This is a genomic window from Oceanobacillus sp. CF4.6, assembly GCF_051262635.1.
In the GTDB taxonomy this organism is placed as follows: domain Bacteria; phylum Bacillota; class Bacilli; order Bacillales; family Amphibacillaceae; genus Oceanobacillus.
Map to the genome: position 1 here is coordinate 42,708 of NZ_JBIMEX010000009.1, position 16,400 is coordinate 59,107.

16 protein-coding genes are annotated in these 16,400 nt (G+C 37.9%); 4 read left to right on the forward strand and 12 right to left on the reverse strand.

Annotation, left to right across the window (positions count from 1 at the left end; all coding sequences use genetic code 11):
- The 5 genes from treP to ACHABU_RS13990 form a co-directional block, all read right to left on the reverse strand.
- Nucleotides 1–1,917 carry a PTS system trehalose-specific EIIBC component gene (treP, locus tag ACHABU_RS13970; RefSeq protein WP_435765510.1) on the reverse strand — a complete coding sequence of 639 codons (1,917 nt, stop codon included), beginning with the start codon at nucleotides 1,915–1,917 and terminating at the stop codon, nucleotides 1–3.
- A gap of 270 nt (nucleotides 1,918–2,187) precedes the next feature.
- On the reverse strand, nucleotides 2,188–3,300 hold the full coding sequence (locus tag ACHABU_RS13975) for a PQQ-dependent sugar dehydrogenase (RefSeq protein ID WP_435765511.1): 1,113 nt from the start codon (nucleotides 3,298–3,300) through the stop codon (nucleotides 2,188–2,190).
- A gap of 664 nt (nucleotides 3,301–3,964) precedes the next feature.
- Complete coding sequence (gene typA, locus ACHABU_RS13980; RefSeq protein ID WP_435765512.1) at nucleotides 3,965–5,791, reverse strand: translational GTPase TypA; 1,827 nt, start codon at nucleotides 5,789–5,791, stop codon at nucleotides 3,965–3,967.
- 132 nt (nucleotides 5,792–5,923) lie between these two features.
- The gene (locus ACHABU_RS13985) at nucleotides 5,924–7,264 is read right to left on the reverse strand and encodes a sensor histidine kinase (protein WP_435765513.1); all 1,341 of its coding nucleotides are present in this window, start codon (nucleotides 7,262–7,264) and stop codon (nucleotides 5,924–5,926) included.
- Nucleotides 7,265–7,266: 2 nt separating this feature from the next.
- The gene (locus ACHABU_RS13990; protein WP_379497871.1) at nucleotides 7,267–7,953 is read right to left on the reverse strand and encodes a response regulator transcription factor; all 687 of its coding nucleotides are present in this window, start codon (nucleotides 7,951–7,953) and stop codon (nucleotides 7,267–7,269) included.
- Nucleotides 7,954–8,157: 204 nt separating this feature from the next.
- Here ACHABU_RS13990 and ACHABU_RS13995 point away from each other — a divergent pair, with 204 nt between their 5' ends.
- Complete coding sequence (locus tag ACHABU_RS13995; RefSeq protein WP_435765514.1) at nucleotides 8,158–9,474, forward strand: S1C family serine protease; 1,317 nt, start codon at nucleotides 8,158–8,160, stop codon at nucleotides 9,472–9,474.
- A 45-nt stretch (nucleotides 9,475–9,519) separates the two neighbouring features.
- On the opposite strand, the gene ACHABU_RS14000 is transcribed toward ACHABU_RS13995, so the two are convergent.
- Nucleotides 9,520–10,188: a TraR/DksA C4-type zinc finger protein gene (locus ACHABU_RS14000; protein ID WP_435765515.1), complete on the reverse strand. Its 669-nt coding sequence runs from the start codon at nucleotides 10,186–10,188 to the stop codon at nucleotides 9,520–9,522.
- A gap of 240 nt (nucleotides 10,189–10,428) precedes the next feature.
- Between ACHABU_RS14000 and ACHABU_RS14005 the strand changes: the two genes are divergently transcribed.
- Nucleotides 10,429–11,301, forward strand: coding sequence for an NAD(P)-dependent oxidoreductase (locus ACHABU_RS14005; RefSeq protein ID WP_435765516.1), 873 nt, complete (start codon nucleotides 10,429–10,431; stop codon nucleotides 11,299–11,301).
- 29 nt (nucleotides 11,302–11,330) lie between these two features.
- Here ACHABU_RS14005 and ACHABU_RS14010 read toward each other — a convergent pair whose 3' ends face one another.
- The 6 genes from ACHABU_RS14010 to ACHABU_RS14035 form a co-directional block, all read right to left on the reverse strand.
- A complete protein-coding gene (locus ACHABU_RS14010; RefSeq protein ID WP_435765517.1) occupies nucleotides 11,331–11,630 on the reverse strand; it encodes a hypothetical protein in 300 nt (99 codons plus the stop codon).
- A 1-nt stretch (nucleotide 11,631) separates the two neighbouring features.
- Entirely contained in the window at nucleotides 11,632–12,321 is a 690-nt protein-coding gene (locus ACHABU_RS14015; protein WP_435765518.1) for a class I SAM-dependent methyltransferase, read from the reverse strand.
- Between the two features lie 104 nt (nucleotides 12,322–12,425).
- Nucleotides 12,426–12,623, reverse strand: a complete 198-nt coding sequence (locus ACHABU_RS14020) for a cold shock domain-containing protein (protein ID WP_067726342.1) — start codon at nucleotides 12,621–12,623, stop codon at nucleotides 12,426–12,428.
- A 571-nt stretch (nucleotides 12,624–13,194) separates the two neighbouring features.
- Nucleotides 13,195–13,623 carry a spore coat protein gene (locus ACHABU_RS14025; protein ID WP_435765519.1) on the reverse strand — a complete coding sequence of 143 codons (429 nt, stop codon included), beginning with the start codon at nucleotides 13,621–13,623 and terminating at the stop codon, nucleotides 13,195–13,197.
- Nucleotides 13,624–13,655: 32 nt separating this feature from the next.
- Nucleotides 13,656–14,225 carry a spore coat protein gene (locus ACHABU_RS14030; RefSeq protein ID WP_435765520.1) on the reverse strand — a complete coding sequence of 190 codons (570 nt, stop codon included), beginning with the start codon at nucleotides 14,223–14,225 and terminating at the stop codon, nucleotides 13,656–13,658.
- Nucleotides 14,226–14,347: 122 nt separating this feature from the next.
- Complete coding sequence (locus ACHABU_RS14035; RefSeq protein ID WP_435765521.1) at nucleotides 14,348–14,551, reverse strand: spore coat protein; 204 nt, start codon at nucleotides 14,549–14,551, stop codon at nucleotides 14,348–14,350.
- 277 nt (nucleotides 14,552–14,828) lie between these two features.
- Here ACHABU_RS14035 and ACHABU_RS14040 point away from each other — a divergent pair, with 277 nt between their 5' ends.
- Together ACHABU_RS14040 and ACHABU_RS14045 are read left to right on the forward strand one after the other, a co-directional pair.
- The gene (locus ACHABU_RS14040) at nucleotides 14,829–15,800 is read left to right on the forward strand and encodes a rhodanese-related sulfurtransferase (RefSeq protein ID WP_435765522.1); all 972 of its coding nucleotides are present in this window, start codon (nucleotides 14,829–14,831) and stop codon (nucleotides 15,798–15,800) included.
- A 118-nt stretch (nucleotides 15,801–15,918) separates the two neighbouring features.
- The gene (locus tag ACHABU_RS14045; protein WP_435765523.1) at nucleotides 15,919–16,359 is read left to right on the forward strand and encodes a general stress protein; all 441 of its coding nucleotides are present in this window, start codon (nucleotides 15,919–15,921) and stop codon (nucleotides 16,357–16,359) included.
- The last annotated feature ends 41 nt before the right edge of the window (nucleotides 16,360–16,400 follow it).

Sequence of the window (16,400 nt, forward strand, 5' to 3'; positions counted from 1 at the left end):
TTATTTTATTTTTCGTTTTGCAATAATAAAAGTAATGATAAATGGTACTACGATAACGATTAACATTCCAAGGAAGAAGGATACCATACCGCTATCGATTGATAAGAATGCCGGAATACCTCCAACTCCGATAGATGAAGCTTGTACGTTAGCGACAGTGATGAAGGCACCCGCAATGGCAGTACCGATTAGCGCTGCAAAGAATGGATATCTATATTGTAAGTTAACCCCAAACATTGCCGGCTCAGTAACACCCAGCCAAGCGGAAATACCTGATGTACCAGCTAAACCTTTCAGCTTTTCATCTTTGGCTGCCAGGAACATTGCAAATACCGCAGAACCTTGAGCAATATTTGATAATGCGACAATAGGCCATAAGAATGTCGTTCCAGTACTTCCTATTAATTGTAAATCAACAGCAAGGAATGTATGGTGCATACCAGTTATTACTAATGGTGCATAAAGGGAACCATAGATCAGTCCACCAATAATTGGTGCTGCTTCGAAAATAGATACTAAACCATCTGTTATCCAACTACCGATTGTAAATGTAACAGGACCAATCAGAATAAACGCAAGAAAACCTGTAACCAATAATGCAATTGGTGCAACTACCAATAGCTGCAGAGAATCAATCACGCGTTTTTTCAGCCAAATTTCAATTTTTGCCAATACCCATGCCGCTACTAATACCGGCAATACTTGTCCTTGATAACCCATCATATTCACATCAAAACCAAATAAATTCCAAGTTGGGGCATTGCCTTCTGCAACTGCTAGTGCATAATCACTTGCTGGCATTAATGCCGGGTGGACGAGTATTAAACCTAGAACAATACCAAGTAATGGATTACCTCCAAAACGTTTCACTGCAGACCAGCCAATCAATGCCGGCAGGAAGGTAAAGGCCGTACTGGCAATGACATTAATCATGTCTGCTACGCCAGCCCATGATGGATACATTTCAATAAGTGGGGCATCCGTAAATATTGGGTTGACTAATATATTATTAAGTCCCAACAGCAGACCGGCGGTAACAATCGCCGGGAGTATCGGAATAAAAATATCTGCAAGCGTCTTTATCGCCCGCTGAAGGAAATTCTGTTTTTTGCCTCCTGCAGCTTTTACGTCATCTTTTGAAGCTTCTTCAATACCTGTTTCATGAACCATTGCTTTATAGACTTTATCAACGGTTCCTTGTCCAATAACGACCTGGTATTGGCCATTTGCTGAGAAAGTTCCTTTGACAACTTTCAAATTTTCCAATGCATCTTTATCTACAATGTCCTCATCGACAAGTGCAAAGCGAAGTCTTGTTACACAGTGGGTTGCTGCATCAATGTTTTCCAAACCACCGACTGCTGCTACTATTTGTTCTGCTTCTTCGCTGTATTCCAAACCATTTGTACTGTTTTTATTCTTTTTTGGCTGATTTTCTGGTTCCGCTTTGTCCTTCAAAGTCAACTGTAATAAGGTTGATTCTCCTGCGATAACAGTATCGTCACTTGTTTTCTCAAAGGTACTAAGTATATCTCCATTCGTAATAATTATTGGTGTCATGTGGCTTGATGCTTTCTCTTTGATTAATTGTAAATCAAAAGTTACTAACGGGTCTCCTACTCTTACCCGATCCCCTTGTTTAACATGAACTTCGAAACCTTCCCCATCCATGTTTACAGTCTCCAAGCCAATATGAATTAATACTTCTATACCTGAATCGCTTTGAAGACCAACAGCATGCTTCGTTGGAAAAGTTAACGTTACTTCCCCATCAATCGGCGAAACAACTTTTCCATCTGTTGGTTCAATTGCAAGACCATCACCCATCATTTTCCCGGAAAATGTTGGATCTGAAACATTTTCAAGAGGTGTAATTTTACCAGTGAGTGGTGCGTAAATAATTTCTTGATTTGCCATGAATAACCCTCCCATAAATTAAATCGTCGTTCTATATAAACCTATACTTGTATATACATGTTACTTTTTATAGTATAACTTGTATATACAGGTAATGCAAGTGCTTACATTGACATATCTTTGCTATTTTTATCCAATGAATTTGTCGTATACTAATTTACTTTTCCCTTAAACGTCTTCTTACTAAACCTAACTGACCGTTTTTGATGAACAGCCAAAGAAGCCCCTTGTCACTTTAGAGACAAGAGGCTTTTATTTTATAAATTTTATTTAATGTAATTGATTGTCAGGGATCGGAATGAAAATAAGTTGATCATCATTTTCGGTTGGATTTCCTCGACCATCTGTATTATTTGTAATAATATATACCCCACCATTAATAGCTAATACATCCCGGACTCTTCCAACATCAGAAACGATAAGATCCTGTGTTAATTTTATTGGGTCAAACTTTCCTAATCCTTCTCCACGTAAGGAAGCAAAGTAGAAATCCCCCTGGTAATAAGCCATTCCAGATGGTGCCCACGTTTCTTCACCTGAATGGAGGAGAGGGGACTCCATTCCTTTTTCTATTTGGTCACCTTCAATGACCGGCCACCCATAATTATTTCCTGCTTGAATTTGATTTATTTCATCATGCGCCTGATTGCCATGTTCTGTTTCATATAATTCTCCATTCGGTCCCCATGCAAGCCCCTGAGGATTACGGTGGCCATAGGAAAATACATAAGATCCTGAAAAAGGATTATCATCCGGAACCGAACCATCTGAATTCATACGCAAAATCTTTCCTGCTAGACTGTTCTTATTCTGCGCTAAATCCGGATTTGAGGCATCTCCAATCGCTATAAACAATTTGTCATCTGGACTAATTTCAATCCTACCACCATGATGATAGGTTCCTCCAGGAATTTCATCAAGTAGTATAGAGGTTTCCTCCCATTGCTTTTCTGTCTCTTCTATTGTTACGATTCGTTGATAATTGCCATTATCTTTTTGGTAGGAATAATACGCATAAGCTGTTTTAGATTCATTGAAATCTTTTGGAAACGCTATACCCAATAGACCTGCTTCAGCCTGCTCTGCTAAAGGTTGATCAAATTTTACTGGTTTCCTGACTTGTCCATCTCCATTAATGGTAACGATACTTCCATTACGTTCACTTATATAGATCGTATCTTCAACTTTAGCAATTTCCCATGGTATGTCCAAGTTCTGTGCAATTACTGTTCTTTCTCCATCAGGAACAGGTTGCGTATCAGTTTTTTTTTGCTCTGTAACTTCATCCTCTTCTGGTGCAGTCGGATCTGTAACTGGTTGTTTTTCACAGGCAGCAATTAATAGCAGCAAAAATATCATAAAAGATGATATATAACGAATCATAATTACCTCCATTAAAAGTTTTGTTCGTACGTTCGTCTATTGAATTCAAATTATAATACTTTTATAAAAGGCTCTTTCGTAATGTTTGTTGCATTATAATCCTCGTAGTTGAGATAAACTGCGAAGTAACTGGTGGCTGATATCCATGGACATGTGCTATTGCTGCCGTCCGGAATCGCTCTGGGCGGATGCGCATCCTTAGGGCACGGCCTCAGCCCCAAAGAGAAAACCGCTCTTCTGGTCTTCGGACACGTGCTGTTCCCGCAGGAGTCACCGCCCTCCGCTCACCCGGACTGGTGAAGTTGTGATACGATTTTTATCTAATATCACTAAGCTGTTAATCTTTTGTAGGCTTAACACCAGCTCTGGGAAATATACGAAGAATCCAGCGGGAGGAAAGGCATAGGTGAGACTCTGAAATGCGTTAGCATGAAGAGGCTCACCAGCCGCCCGCGAACCGCAAGTATATTTCCCAGAGCGGTCGCCGAAGTTGCTGCATACTGATAGAAAACCAGCAGTTACTTCGCAGTTATACATTTTGTGACAAAAAAAACAAATCTTTTTGGGGTCCACCACAAACCGCAGTCCCACTCTTTTAAAAACAGCCTTATAAAAAACAGCAAAGGCATATCATATGCCTTTGCTGTTTGGTAATATTTATAAATTATACTGATTTCTTTTTAGTAGATCTTTCACGTTCGTTTTTGTTTAAGATTTTTTTACGTAAACGAATTGATTCAGGTGTTACTTCACAATACTCATCATCATTTAAATACTCAAGTGCTTCTTCTAATGACATTTCACGAGTTTTGCGAATTGTAGATGTCTGGTCTTTATTGGCAGAACGGACATTTGTTAAATGTTTTTCTTTCGTGATATTAACCGTTAAATCATTATCACGATTATGTTCGCCAACAATCATTCCAGCGTATACTTCTGTACCTGGGTTAACAAAAATAGTTCCACGGTCTTCTAATCCCATAATTCCGTAAGTAGAAGCTTTTCCGTTTTCCAATGCTACAAGTACACCTTCACGACGTCCACCAACTTGACCTTTAATAACAGGTTCGTAAGCATCAAACGTGTGGTTTATAATTCCGTATCCACGAGTCTGTGTCATGAATTCAGTTGTATATCCAAGCAGTCCACGGGATGGAACTTTGAATTCAATACGCACTTGTCCGTTACCATGATTGACCATATCAAGCATTTCACCTTTGCGCTCTCCAAGTGATTCCATAACTGGTCCAGTATATTCTTCTGGGACATCCACTTGAACACGTTCAACAGGCTCACATTTCACTCCATCAATTTCTTTAATGATAACTTGTGGTTGAGAAAGTTGTAATTCAAAGCCTTCACGACGCATGTTCTCAATCAAGATAGATAAGTGAAGTTCTCCACGACCTGAAACTGTCCATGCATCGGGAGAATCAGTTGGATCAACACGTAAACTTACATCTGTCTCTAATTGTTTTAACAAACGTTCTTCAATTTTACGTGATGTAATTGACTTACCTTCACGTCCTACAAATGGACTATTATTAACGAGGAAAGTCATTTGCAATGTTGGTTCATCGATTCTTAACCAAGGCAATGCTTCTGGATGTTCCACTGGGCAGATTGTATCCCCAACATTAATATCTTCCATACCTGAAATTGCAACAATATCTCCTGACATTGCTTCTTCAATTTCGGTTCGCTTCAAACCAATGAAACCAAATAATTTGGTTATACGGAAAGGTTTCTTCGTGCCATCTTCTTTTAGAACTACCACTTGTTGTCCTAGTTTAATGCTACCTCTTACAACACGACCAACACCGATACGACCAACGTAATCATTATAATCAAGTAATGTAACCTGGAATTGTAATGGCTCTTCGCTTGTATCCACTGGTGCTGGAATATGTTCCATGATAGTAGTGAATACAGGATCCATTGTTTCCTGTTGATCTTCTGCTTCAAGTCCTGAAGTACCATTTAATGCAGATGCATATACAACCGGAAACTCCAATTGTTCATCATTAGCACCAAGTTCAATAAATAAATCTAAAACTTCATCAACAACCTCGGTTGGTCTTGCATTTGGTCGATCAATTTTGTTTAACACAACAATTGGTGTTATTTTTTGTTCCAATGCTTTTTTCAGTACAAAACGTGTTTGTGGCATTGTTCCTTCATAAGCATCAACTACTAAGGCTACACCGTCTACCATTTTCATAATACGTTCCACTTCGCCACCGAAATCGGCATGTCCTGGAGTATCTAAAATATTGATTGTAGTATCGTGATATTTAACCGCAGTATTCTTTGCTAAAATTGTAATTCCACGTTCACGTTCTATATCACCAGAGTCCATTGCTCGTTCATCTACATGTTCATTATCACGGAAAGTTCCGGAATATTTTAACAGCTGATCCACAAGTGTCGTCTTACCATGGTCAACGTGAGCAATAATTGCGATATTGCGAATGTCTTCTCTTAATTGCATAAAAAGTACGCTCCTCTATTATTTACAGGATGATTAACTTGATAATTATATCATAATTATTACCTTTGAAAAGATGTTTTACTTAAAATTAATAAAATTTTTTCGAAAAATCACTCAAAGTAAGCATTATCCCTATGATTTTTCTTTTCCAGTTTCAAATAGAATCTTGAACTTAGCACCACCTAGTTCAGACCTATCTACAGAGATGGTCCCATTTGATTGCTCGATGATTGCTCGTGCAATGGCCAGTCCTAAACCAGTTTCCCCATTCTTACCTTTTACAAACCGATGGAATATATGGGCTGCTTCTTCTGGCGGCACACCTTCACCATCATCCTCCACTACCATTTCTATCATTTGTTTTTTCTTGAGAACCTGTACCCTAACTTTCGAGTTTGCATGGCGGATTCCATTGAAAACAATATTAAGTACTGCCCTTAACATCTTTTCCTCATCAGCAACTATCATAATATTATTTTCCACACTTTGCTCAAAATTAATCCCTTTTTCAGTTATTATAGGGAGTGCACGATCAATAACTTTGTCTATGAGCTCTTTTGCATCTATTGGAACTGGTTCAGAATCAGATAGATCACTATCGAGTTTAGCCAATAATATCATTTCATTTATAATCCCTTTTAGCCGGTTTACTTCAGTCACCATCACTTCAAGGCCTTTTTCACTTTCCTTTTCATCGAAAATGCCATCTTTTATCCCTTCAGCATAACCTTGAATGGTCATTAGTGGTGTCTTCAGTTCATGACTAGCATTTTGGAAAAACGTTTGCTGTGAATTCATATATCGTTGGAGTTCCTGTGCCATATCAAACACACCCTGTTCCACCTCTTTGATTTCACCCGTCGCTTTTACACGGTCCATGTCTTTGAACTGCCTTTTTTCAATTTTTTTCAATTGACTTTTCAATTGCGAAAGCGGTGTTACAAGCTTATTTGTCATAAAATAACTAAGCAATACGGCAGCTACTGCACCTATTAAAAAAACAAGGAATAACCGATTGAAGAAATCCTGTTGGACCATTTCTAAATCATCCATCGGAGTTAACAGTATTAATTCAAGCCCGGAAATATCATAAAATAAAATTCTTGAGGTAACAAACCGTTCATTCTCATATTCCCAAAGTGTTTCATTGGCAGAAAAATCATTCTGTTGAAAGAATTCATTAACGACTGGCAAAGACATTGTGGAAAAGAGCACAGCATCCTGGTTTCTGTCATACATAAATAATTGCAGATTCTGCTCCTTTAGAAAACCATTGAACTGTCTGAAGTCGCTTTCCGTTCCATATTGTTCATTTAAGACGCTTACTAGAAGCTCGCCCGTTTCTTCCAACTGTCGCTGTTCGTCCTGAATTAGCAAGTCCATAATGAGTGAATAAATAACATAACCTGCAGCAGCCATGATGACAATAAGTAATGCTGTAAATGCTGCATTAAGCTGTGATTGAAGTTTCATAATCAGTCCTCATCTTTACGCAGGCGGTACCCAAATCCCCATACTGTTTCCAGTGGAATATTGTCCATTTTTTTTCGTATCCTTTTAATTAGATCATCTACAGCGCGGTCACTGCCAAAATAATCATTTCCCCATATTTTCATTAACAGTTCCTCTCTGGAAAATGCCCTGTTTGGATTTTCACCCAACAAGAGTAACATATCATATTCTTTTGTTGTTACCTCATATTCTTTTCCCTCAAAGAAAATACGACGGTCATTTTTGTAGATTAAAAGATGATCCACCTTTAACCTATCTTCATCTAGCTCCCTCGGTTTTTTACTAGGCAGGGTTCGTTTGAACAACCTTTTCACTCTTGCGATTAACTCCCTTGGACTAAAAGGTTTCGTCAGATAATCATCTCCCCCTAATTCAAGTCCGAGAATCTTATCAATTTCTTCATCTTTTGCAGAAATAATAATAATCGGTACATCACTTTCATTACGTATTTTTTTGCAAAATTCATAGCCATCCATCCCTGGCAGCATGATATCCAATACCCACATATCTGGGGGATTGTTTTCCCAAAGTTCCCAGCCTTTTTCAGCAGAGTCCATGATTGTTACTTCATAGCCTTCTTTTCTTAAATATGCTGAAACGATATTTTGGATATTAACGTCATCTTCCACCAAACCAATATGATTATTCATCATCGTATTTTCACCTTTTTCACATTATTTAATTCAAGAAGCTTACCTATTTTATTGTATTCTTTCTATTCATTTTTACATATCTTATCAAAACTTTACAACCTTACGTGTAATTACACATTTTTTACACATTTATACCAAACCCTTTCCGCTCTGTCCAATTAAAATAAATGTATACCATAAAAACGAAGAGGGGATTTATTGATGGATAAATATGAAGAACAAAACGACCGATTCCAATCGACGACTGATTCGGAAGATATAAAAAATACACCTGAATCAGGTGAGGAATCCTTGGAGAAAGAAGAACAACAAGAAAACCTCTCCTTTCAGGAAACACAACAGAAGGAAGTAAGAAGCAAAAAAGGAAAAAGAAACTGGACAGGTGGATTATTAGGTGGTCTTGCAGGAGGAATTATATCAGCAATAATTGTCGCTGTTCTGTTTACTTATAATATAATTCCAGTAAATAATACCAGTGATGAATTCAATTCTGCAGAAAATGAATCAACACCCGATATTGTAAATACCATTGCAACGGAAGAAGCTGATGTCTCCTCGAATATGGATGAAGTGGCTCAATCAGTAGTCGGCGTTGTAAACCTTCAGCAACAAAGTGTATGGACAGGAAGTCAGGAAGCTGGTACAGGATCTGGAATTATTTATAAGAAGGAAGATGGAAAAGCATATGTAGTTACGAATCAACATGTCGTTGAAGGTGCCCAGGAGGTAGAAATTATCCTGAATGACGAGGAGCGTATACCAGCAACCGTTTTAGGTGGAGATGGATTAACGGATTTAGCAGTTTTACAAGTTGACGGCGAAAAAATAAATACAGTAGCAAATCTTGGATCATCCGATAATTTGCAAGTTGGAGAAACCGTTCTAGCCATTGGGAATCCATTAGGAATGGAATTCGCCAATACCGTAACTAAAGGGATCATTAGTGGCTTAGATCGCTCCGTACCTGTGGATACCAACAGTGACGGCCAAGCCGATTGGGTGACAGAAGTGCTGCAGACGGATGCTGCTATCAACCCTGGTAACAGTGGTGGTGCTCTTGTGAATGCAGATGGAGAAGTTATCGGTATTAACTCCATGAAAATTGCTCAGAGCTCTGTAGAAGGGATTGGATTCGCTATCCCTGTCGATTCTGCCCTTCCTATTATGGAACAATTGGAAACCGAGGGGGAAGTTGCACGTCCACTCATCGGTATTAGTACTGCTTCTTTAAATCAAGTACCACCTCAATATCGATATGATATTAACCTTCCTGATGATGTTGAAGGTGGAATGGTCATAGCTGATGTACAGCAAGGTTCCCCGGCGGACACAGCTGGATTACAACAGTTAGATGTCATTACAAAAATAAATGACCAGAAAGTTACATCACTCGTGGAGTTGAGAAAATATCTTTATTCCGAAACAAATGTGGGTGACAATCTAGAAGTGGAATACATTCGAAATGGGGAACAACAGACAACAACATTAGAATTAGAAGTAATCAATCCAACGGAATAAACAGCAATCAAAAAAGACTCCTTTTCTTTTGAAGGAGTCTTTTTGTTAATCTAAATCCTCTTCATACTTATTATGGTTCGGAGTCACCCCCGAGTATTTTCCATGGATATCTGCTGCCAGAAAGTTCTCCACATCTTCCACAGCACCGATTCTTTCATCACTGTTTTCATACATCTCATTATAATGATCCTTATCACCATATAAATCTGACTGGTTATTGGATGTCCCATATCGACTCACTTCCTGCCAAGCATCCTCAGCATCATAACCAACCTGTTCTTCATCCGTTACTTCATTCGGATTTATATTTGGGCTGAATACTTTTTCCTCGATCGTCCTTGGTTGATCAAAGGTGTCATTTTTAGCATGTTCCAGACATTTATCTGTAGTTGGGATTGCCTCTAATCGTTCATATTGAATATCTTCTCCACATGTACTACATATTCCATATGTGCCCTCTACTATCGCATGAATCGATTTATTTATATCTTCCAATTCCTTTTCGGCATGTTCATTTAATGCAAGATCCTTTTCTCTTTCAAAAAGTTCTGTTCCCGCGTCACCTGGATGATTATCATAATTAGATAATTCTCCAACAGACTCCTTGGCAAATTCATACTTCATCCCAAAATGATCCTCCACATGCTGAATTAACTCATTTTGCCGATTCATTAAAACAGCTTTACACTTGGATAATTGCTCTTTCGTAATCACGGAATATCCTCCTCCATATTACTTAGATGTGCTACCTATACTATGTGTAAAAGCTATGTTATGATTCCTGATTCACACTCCCAAATCATGTCAACACGGGGAAAGTTATCCTCAAGAAATGTATCTGGATTTTGCTGGAAACCGAATCATGAATAAAATTATTTTACCTTGTAATAGCAGGATTTTAGTAGTTTTTTGTAGAATAACAATATATGTTAAAGAAAAAAGGGGAATCGTTATATGCTTTCGAAAGATACTACAATTGGATTTATCGGTACAGGTGTAATGGGGAAAAGCATTGTAGGAAATTTGATGAATGCGGGGTATTCTGTGAATGTCTATACACGTACAAAGGACAAAGCACAGGATTTAATTGACAATGGCGCAATATGGATAGACACGGTTGCTGAACTTGCTTCTTCTTCGGAGGTAATTATCACGATGGTTGGCTATCCATCAGACGTCGAGGAAGTCTATTACGGAGATGCCGGTATTCTAAATAATGCCCAAGCCGGATCTTTCACTATTGATATGACTACTTCAAAACCTTCATTGGCAAAAGAAATTTATGAGAAAGCAAAAGAAAAGAAGCTATCCGCACTGGATGCACCCGTTTCAGGAGGGGATATTGGCGCCAAGAGTGGTAACCTTGCCATTATGGTCGGTGGTGAAGAAGATGCCTACGCAACCCTCCTACCACTCTTTGAAGTAATCGGTGAAAATATTATATTGCAAGGAGATGCAGGTGCTGGTCAATATACAAAAATGGCAAATCAAATCACGATTGCTTCCAATATGATAGGTGTTTGCGAATCCATTATGTACGCAAAAAAAGCTGGTCTGGATCCCGAACGTGTCCTTAGAAGTATAACGACTGGTGCTGCAGCAAGTTTTTCTCTTTCCAAACTAGCGCCACGCATGCTCCAAGGCGACTATGCTCCCGGTTTCTATGTAAAGCATTTCATTAAGGATATGACAATCGCACTTGAATCTGCAGAAGAACTCGGTTTAGCCACACCAGGCTTATCGCTGTCATTAAAATTATACAAAGAACTCGCTGAAAAAGGGGAAGAAGACAGCGGTACCCAAGCATTAATCAAGCTTTTCGAATAGTTTATTATGTATTAAATTGAAGCGGGAGTTTACTTATCCCGCTTTTCTATATATTCCTGCACGATAAATGCTAAGTCGTCATTGCCAAATAATTGTAAAATGTTCAAAACAGTTTGATCTGGAATTTCTTCGGATTCATTTGCAGGAACAGTTAACTCCAGTACTTCTGACATCGTACTATTTTTTATCTGGCCAGGATATGCTTTCTCGTATATGATTACCGGATCAAGCTTATTATTAATGCACCATTGTGAATAAACTAAAATCATCATTCTTTCATCTTTTTGATAATTCTCGATCACTTGCTTTTCCCTTTCTTTTTCGTCCATATTACTCACCCACCTTTCGTAATAGAAATACCCACATGAAGGTTAATGCCTGTTTTAGTTTTAAAGGTAAATCTTCGTACTTATCCTTTTGAACGCCTTCTTTATATACCCCAAGACCATCTACATATTCGAGTTTTAATTCTAGTGCCATTGCATTAAATTCCCAGGGCATCATTGTATTACAAATCACCTTTTCACCCAACAGACGTGGATAGCTGTTTGCACGTGGTCCGGCTGTTGGTCCAAGTATTCCGGTGCAGATAAGACCATTGTTCTTCACTACACGTTGTAATTCTTTTAATGCATGAAACGGATCTTCCACCCATTCCAACACATTAATCGCTATAATTGCATCAAAATAATTGTCCTCAAATGGAAGCTCATTAACATCCCCCTGTTGGAAGGACATGCTGTTTTCTGCCTGCATTCTGGATTGTGCCAGCTGAATCATTTCATTCGACAAATCTATTCCAGTAACACGATAGCCGGCACTACATAATTTAAAACTGCCGTATCCATCCCCACAACCAATATCGAGAATTTCACTCCCCTGCTCCAAATGTTCGGTCAACAATGGCACAATATCTTTTCTACTTCCATGCTCCCACATATCCATGCTTTTTTTATTCCAAAAGTCTGCCCGTTTATCCCATTCATTTTCCGCTACAGATTTCCAGTTAAATGAAGTCATTATGTTCCCCCATTTCTTTAGTAATGCCTCTTACTCCACCAGCTTATATAACCAAAAAAAGACTTATCCCATAGATGAGACAAGTCTTTATAAATTACTATATATTACAGACGTGTAACATTTGCAGCCTGTGGTCCACGGTTACCTTCTACAATTTCAAATTCAACTTCCTGACCTTCTTCAAGCGTTTTGAATCCTTCAGCTTGAATTGCTGAGAAATGTACGAATACGTCATCTCCATCTTCGCGTTCGATAAAACCGAAACCTTTTTCTGCATTAAACCATTTAACTTTACCAGTCATTTAAATGACCTCCTTATACAATATCGTGCAAAGTAATTGAATCATAAATACTTTTACACCGTCTTGAACAAGAGATCGTAAAGTATTATATTCAAACTTCAATTTCCTTTTGCTATTTTAACTTTAACTTTTTTCGAAAAAAAATGCAAGCGTTTATATGTTAATTTTTGATAAAAACAATTACTTTTTAAAACGGTTACATTTTGCACATATTCTGGTTCTGGGTCATAATAAAACGATAGAATAAAGTCATGATTTACATACTTTACGAAAGGGTTGCAGCTAATGAAAACTCCTTTCCAGCTTAACAAAAAATAAATCCCTGAAATTACAAACCCTGACCTTGTTATTCGTATGCTTTATTGTATTAATTTCTTAAGCTCATGTACAATTTCTGTCTAAGCTCGGAAGGTAACCCCCGACGATTTCCACTTTATTAAATATCGGAGCACTATTTTAGAAGACTCACGAAAATAGAGAGATGTTTAGTCTCTCCAAACATTAACTATAAATTTTACCGGAATCACCAATCGCTTCATGGAGATCCCGGTTAAAACCTTAACTAAAGTGCTTAGAGAATATCTAAGCTTGCAACGATTGCAACTAGAAGTTGTACTAGCAATTGGATATTAATTGAAACGTCTGTATCGACTGTAGTAATCTGTACATTCTTAGACCCTTCTACAATTGTTTTTTGATGATTGGACTGTCTTGTCTTGGAAACTTGGTTAAAGTCTTGCATGACATCCTTTGCCCGATTAGAGTCCCCTATTGTTATACTAAGAACCACAGCGATTGCAACCTGGATACCAAGTTGCAGGGAAACTGCTGCTTGCGTATCTGTCGTTTTAACATCAATGTCTTCCGAATCCTTGATGATAATCCATTCATCTGATACTTGTTTAATCGCATCGCGCTGTACAGCCTCTTGGTCAACATCAGCCTTCTCATCTCTATCGTCACAATGATCTAAAGCACGCCATTCTTTAAGCTGTGTCATTCAATACACCTCTTTTCAACATTTATTTTGTTCTATAAAATATCGACAATAACGATCAACGCCACTAATAACTGTAATAAAACTTGAATATTGACTGCCAGGTCTGTATCCGTCGTTCTTACAGTTGCACCCTTCGTATTATAGATATAGATTTTCTGTCTATTCGTTTGCGTCATATCAAATTGTTGCATTAACTCTTGGGAGACTGCTTCACTTGTTTCGGAATCTCCAATTGTTATTCGAAGAACCAACGCAATGGCAAGTTGTAACCCTGCTTGTAGTGAAATACCTGCCTGTGTATCTGTCGTATTAATCACGATATCACAGGATTCCTTCACCCAAATTAGTTCTGCGGACTCTTGCTCCATAAATGAGAATTGTCCAGCCTCTTGGGAAACAGTTGCATCATGATCATGGTCATGGTGATGGTTCGTTTTGTCGTTGAAATCAAATTCGGGGCTGCGGCTTGATTCTTTTCTGCATCTTCCATCACATTTATGACCGCAACTGCATCTACTCCGACCTTCCGTATTATCTAAATAGAAATGTTTACTTTTTCGGTTATGAGCATTCGTATCTCTGTCACTTCTATAAATCGCCATATTGACACTCCTTTCTTTGGTTATAGGATAATTTATGGTTTTTTCAACTAGAAGATTGTACACATGCACTAGTATTTTAATAAATAAAGAAAACACCTAGCTTTAGGTGTTTTCTCTATGTTTTATTCACTTGTATGATTCGTGTTTTTATTATTAAATTTATCAACCTGCTCCTGCAAATCTTCTACCATGTCTTTTAGCATTTGTTTTTGTTCATCAGACAAATTCTTCTTTAATTCGTCCGGTTTAATTCCATTTTTCTTAAATATACTATCGACCATAAGATCAACTACTTTTCCAGGGACTTGATTAGATGAATCGCTCATTTTCTATCCACTCCTTTCAATATATTTTATACTATGGTATTTAACTAGAAATTGACTATGCTGTTGTCTATAGTTCCTTGGGTCGTCACATTCAGATTTAGAATCTAAAATCAAAATATAGGAATCAATACAGGTAAGAATGGTAATACTTAAAGACGAAGATGATATTGAAAATCTTTTTAAGCCGTGGTAAAATAATGTCTTGCAAGATAAAAAGTAAATATCGACTACCAACCATTTATATCTTGCAAATATGAATGAACAGGTGGTAATGAAAATGGAAAGCAATGCAAATTATCAGGTATTATTGTATTACAACTATGTGCATATTGAAGATCCCGAAAGCTATGCAGCTGAGCATCTTAAGGTTTGTAAAGAACTTGAACTAAAGGGTCGAATCTTAGTAGCTAAGGAAGGAATTAACGGTACCGTTTCAGGGACTGTTGCGCAAACACAGAAGTACATGGATGCAATGCACAATGATCCACGCTTTGTAGATATGGTATTTAAAATTGATCCTCACGAAGGGCATGCCTTTAAAAAAATGCATGTACGTCCACGTAATGAATTGGTTACGCTTCGATTAGAAGATGATATTAATCCACACGAAGTTACAGGAGAATACCTGGAACCTCAAGATTTCTACGAGGCAATGCAGGATGAAAACACAATCGTTTTGGATGCCCGTAATGATTATGAATATGATTTGGGCCATTTCCGCGGTGCCGTTCGTCCTGACATTGAAACATTTAGAGACTTACCAGATTGGGTACGTGAAAATAAGCATATTTTAGATGGTAAAAAAGTTCTCACTTACTGTACAGGTGGAATTCGCTGTGAAAAATTTTCAGGGTGGCTTGTAAAAGAGGGCTTTGAAGATGTTGCACAATTACATGGTGGAATCGTAACTTATGGTAAAGATCCAGAAGTTAAAGGTGATTTATGGGATGGGAAATTATATGTTTTTGATGAACGCATTTCTATTCCTGTTAATCGAAAGGAACACGTTGTAGTCGGCGTTGATTATTTCGATGGACAACCTTGTGAACGCTATATAAACTGCGCAAACCCTGAATGTAATAAACAAATTCTTTGCTCGGAAGAAAATGAGCATAAATATATACGAGGTTGCACGCATGAATGTCGCGTGAGCCCTCGCAACATGTATGTTAAAGAACACAATCTCCCCGCAGAAGAAGTCGAGTCGAGACTGGCAATCCTTGGAGAAAGTATGAAGCAAGAAGCATAACGAGAGAGACGGCCTGAACCTAGGCCGTTTTTTGTTTTGCCTTTTTTATGTTTTAGAAATGAATAGTAGGGAATATTTTTTACATAGCGCAATCAAAATTCACAGGAGGTAATTATAAATGGCTAAACACATAATTGGTGCTTACAACTCAGAGGAGGAAGCGGTACAAGCAATTAGTGAATTTAAATTGGCAGGTTACAAGACAGAAGATCTTACTATTCTTACCAATCGTAATACAAATACCAAAAATCATGACTTGGAAAGTTACACAGATGTAACTATAGAAAAGGGGTCATATACCCCAGAGGATGCTTCATTTTTTGATAAGATTAAGAAAGTATTTAAAGACGAGGGCACACTAAACATTTCACCTTATGAGCAATTAGTTAATCATGGGGTAGACCATAAAGACGCTGAGAAGTATACTACTAACGGAGAATCATTTAAGCTTTATTTACTATCCGATGAGTTACTAGGGATACCACCAACAGACAGTGCTTTTCATCATAATCCCAAATTATCAACTAACCTTGATGACAATATGAAAAAAAACTTATAATAATAGGAACAATACATGTAAGAAGACTGTCCCATAAATGG

Excerpts from the sequence above, each read along its gene's own strand:
- ACHABU_RS13995 (WP_435765514.1), top strand. The coding sequence starts at position 8,158 with ATGGATAAATATGAAGAACAAAACGACCGATTCCAATCGACGACTGAT.
- treP (WP_435765510.1), bottom strand. The coding sequence starts at position 1,917 with ATGGCAAATCAAGAAATTATTTACGCACCACTCACTGGTAAAATTACA.
- ACHABU_RS14020 (WP_067726342.1), bottom strand. The coding sequence starts at position 12,623 with ATGACTGGTAAAGTTAAATGGTTTAATGCAGAAAAAGGTTTCGGTTTT.
- ACHABU_RS14015 (WP_435765518.1), bottom strand. The coding sequence starts at position 12,321 with ATGACTTCATTTAACTGGAAATCTGTAGCGGAAAATGAATGGGATAAA.
- ACHABU_RS14045 (WP_435765523.1), top strand. The coding sequence starts at position 15,919 with ATGGCTAAACACATAATTGGTGCTTACAACTCAGAGGAGGAAGCGGTA.
- ACHABU_RS14025 (WP_435765519.1), bottom strand. The coding sequence starts at position 13,623 with ATGACACAGCTTAAAGAATGGCGTGCTTTAGATCATTGTGACGATAGA.
- ACHABU_RS14035 (WP_435765521.1), bottom strand. The coding sequence starts at position 14,551 with ATGAGCGATTCATCTAATCAAGTCCCTGGAAAAGTAGTTGATCTTATG.
- ACHABU_RS13990 (WP_379497871.1), bottom strand. The coding sequence starts at position 7,953 with ATGAATAATCATATTGGTTTGGTGGAAGATGACGTTAATATCCAAAAT.
- ACHABU_RS14030 (WP_435765520.1), bottom strand. The coding sequence starts at position 14,225 with ATGGCGATTTATAGAAGTGACAGAGATACGAATGCTCATAACCGAAAA.
- ACHABU_RS14010 (WP_435765517.1), bottom strand. The coding sequence starts at position 11,630 with ATGGACGAAAAAGAAAGGGAAAAGCAAGTGATCGAGAATTATCAAAAA.
- ACHABU_RS13975 (WP_435765511.1), bottom strand. The coding sequence starts at position 3,300 with ATGATTCGTTATATATCATCTTTTATGATATTTTTGCTGCTATTAATT.
- ACHABU_RS13985 (WP_435765513.1), bottom strand. The coding sequence starts at position 7,264 with ATGAAACTTCAATCACAGCTTAATGCAGCATTTACAGCATTACTTATT.
- typA (WP_435765512.1), bottom strand. The coding sequence starts at position 5,791 with ATGCAATTAAGAGAAGACATTCGCAATATCGCAATTATTGCTCACGTT.
- ACHABU_RS14040 (WP_435765522.1), top strand. The coding sequence starts at position 14,829 with ATGGAAAGCAATGCAAATTATCAGGTATTATTGTATTACAACTATGTG.
- ACHABU_RS14005 (WP_435765516.1), top strand. The coding sequence starts at position 10,429 with ATGCTTTCGAAAGATACTACAATTGGATTTATCGGTACAGGTGTAATG.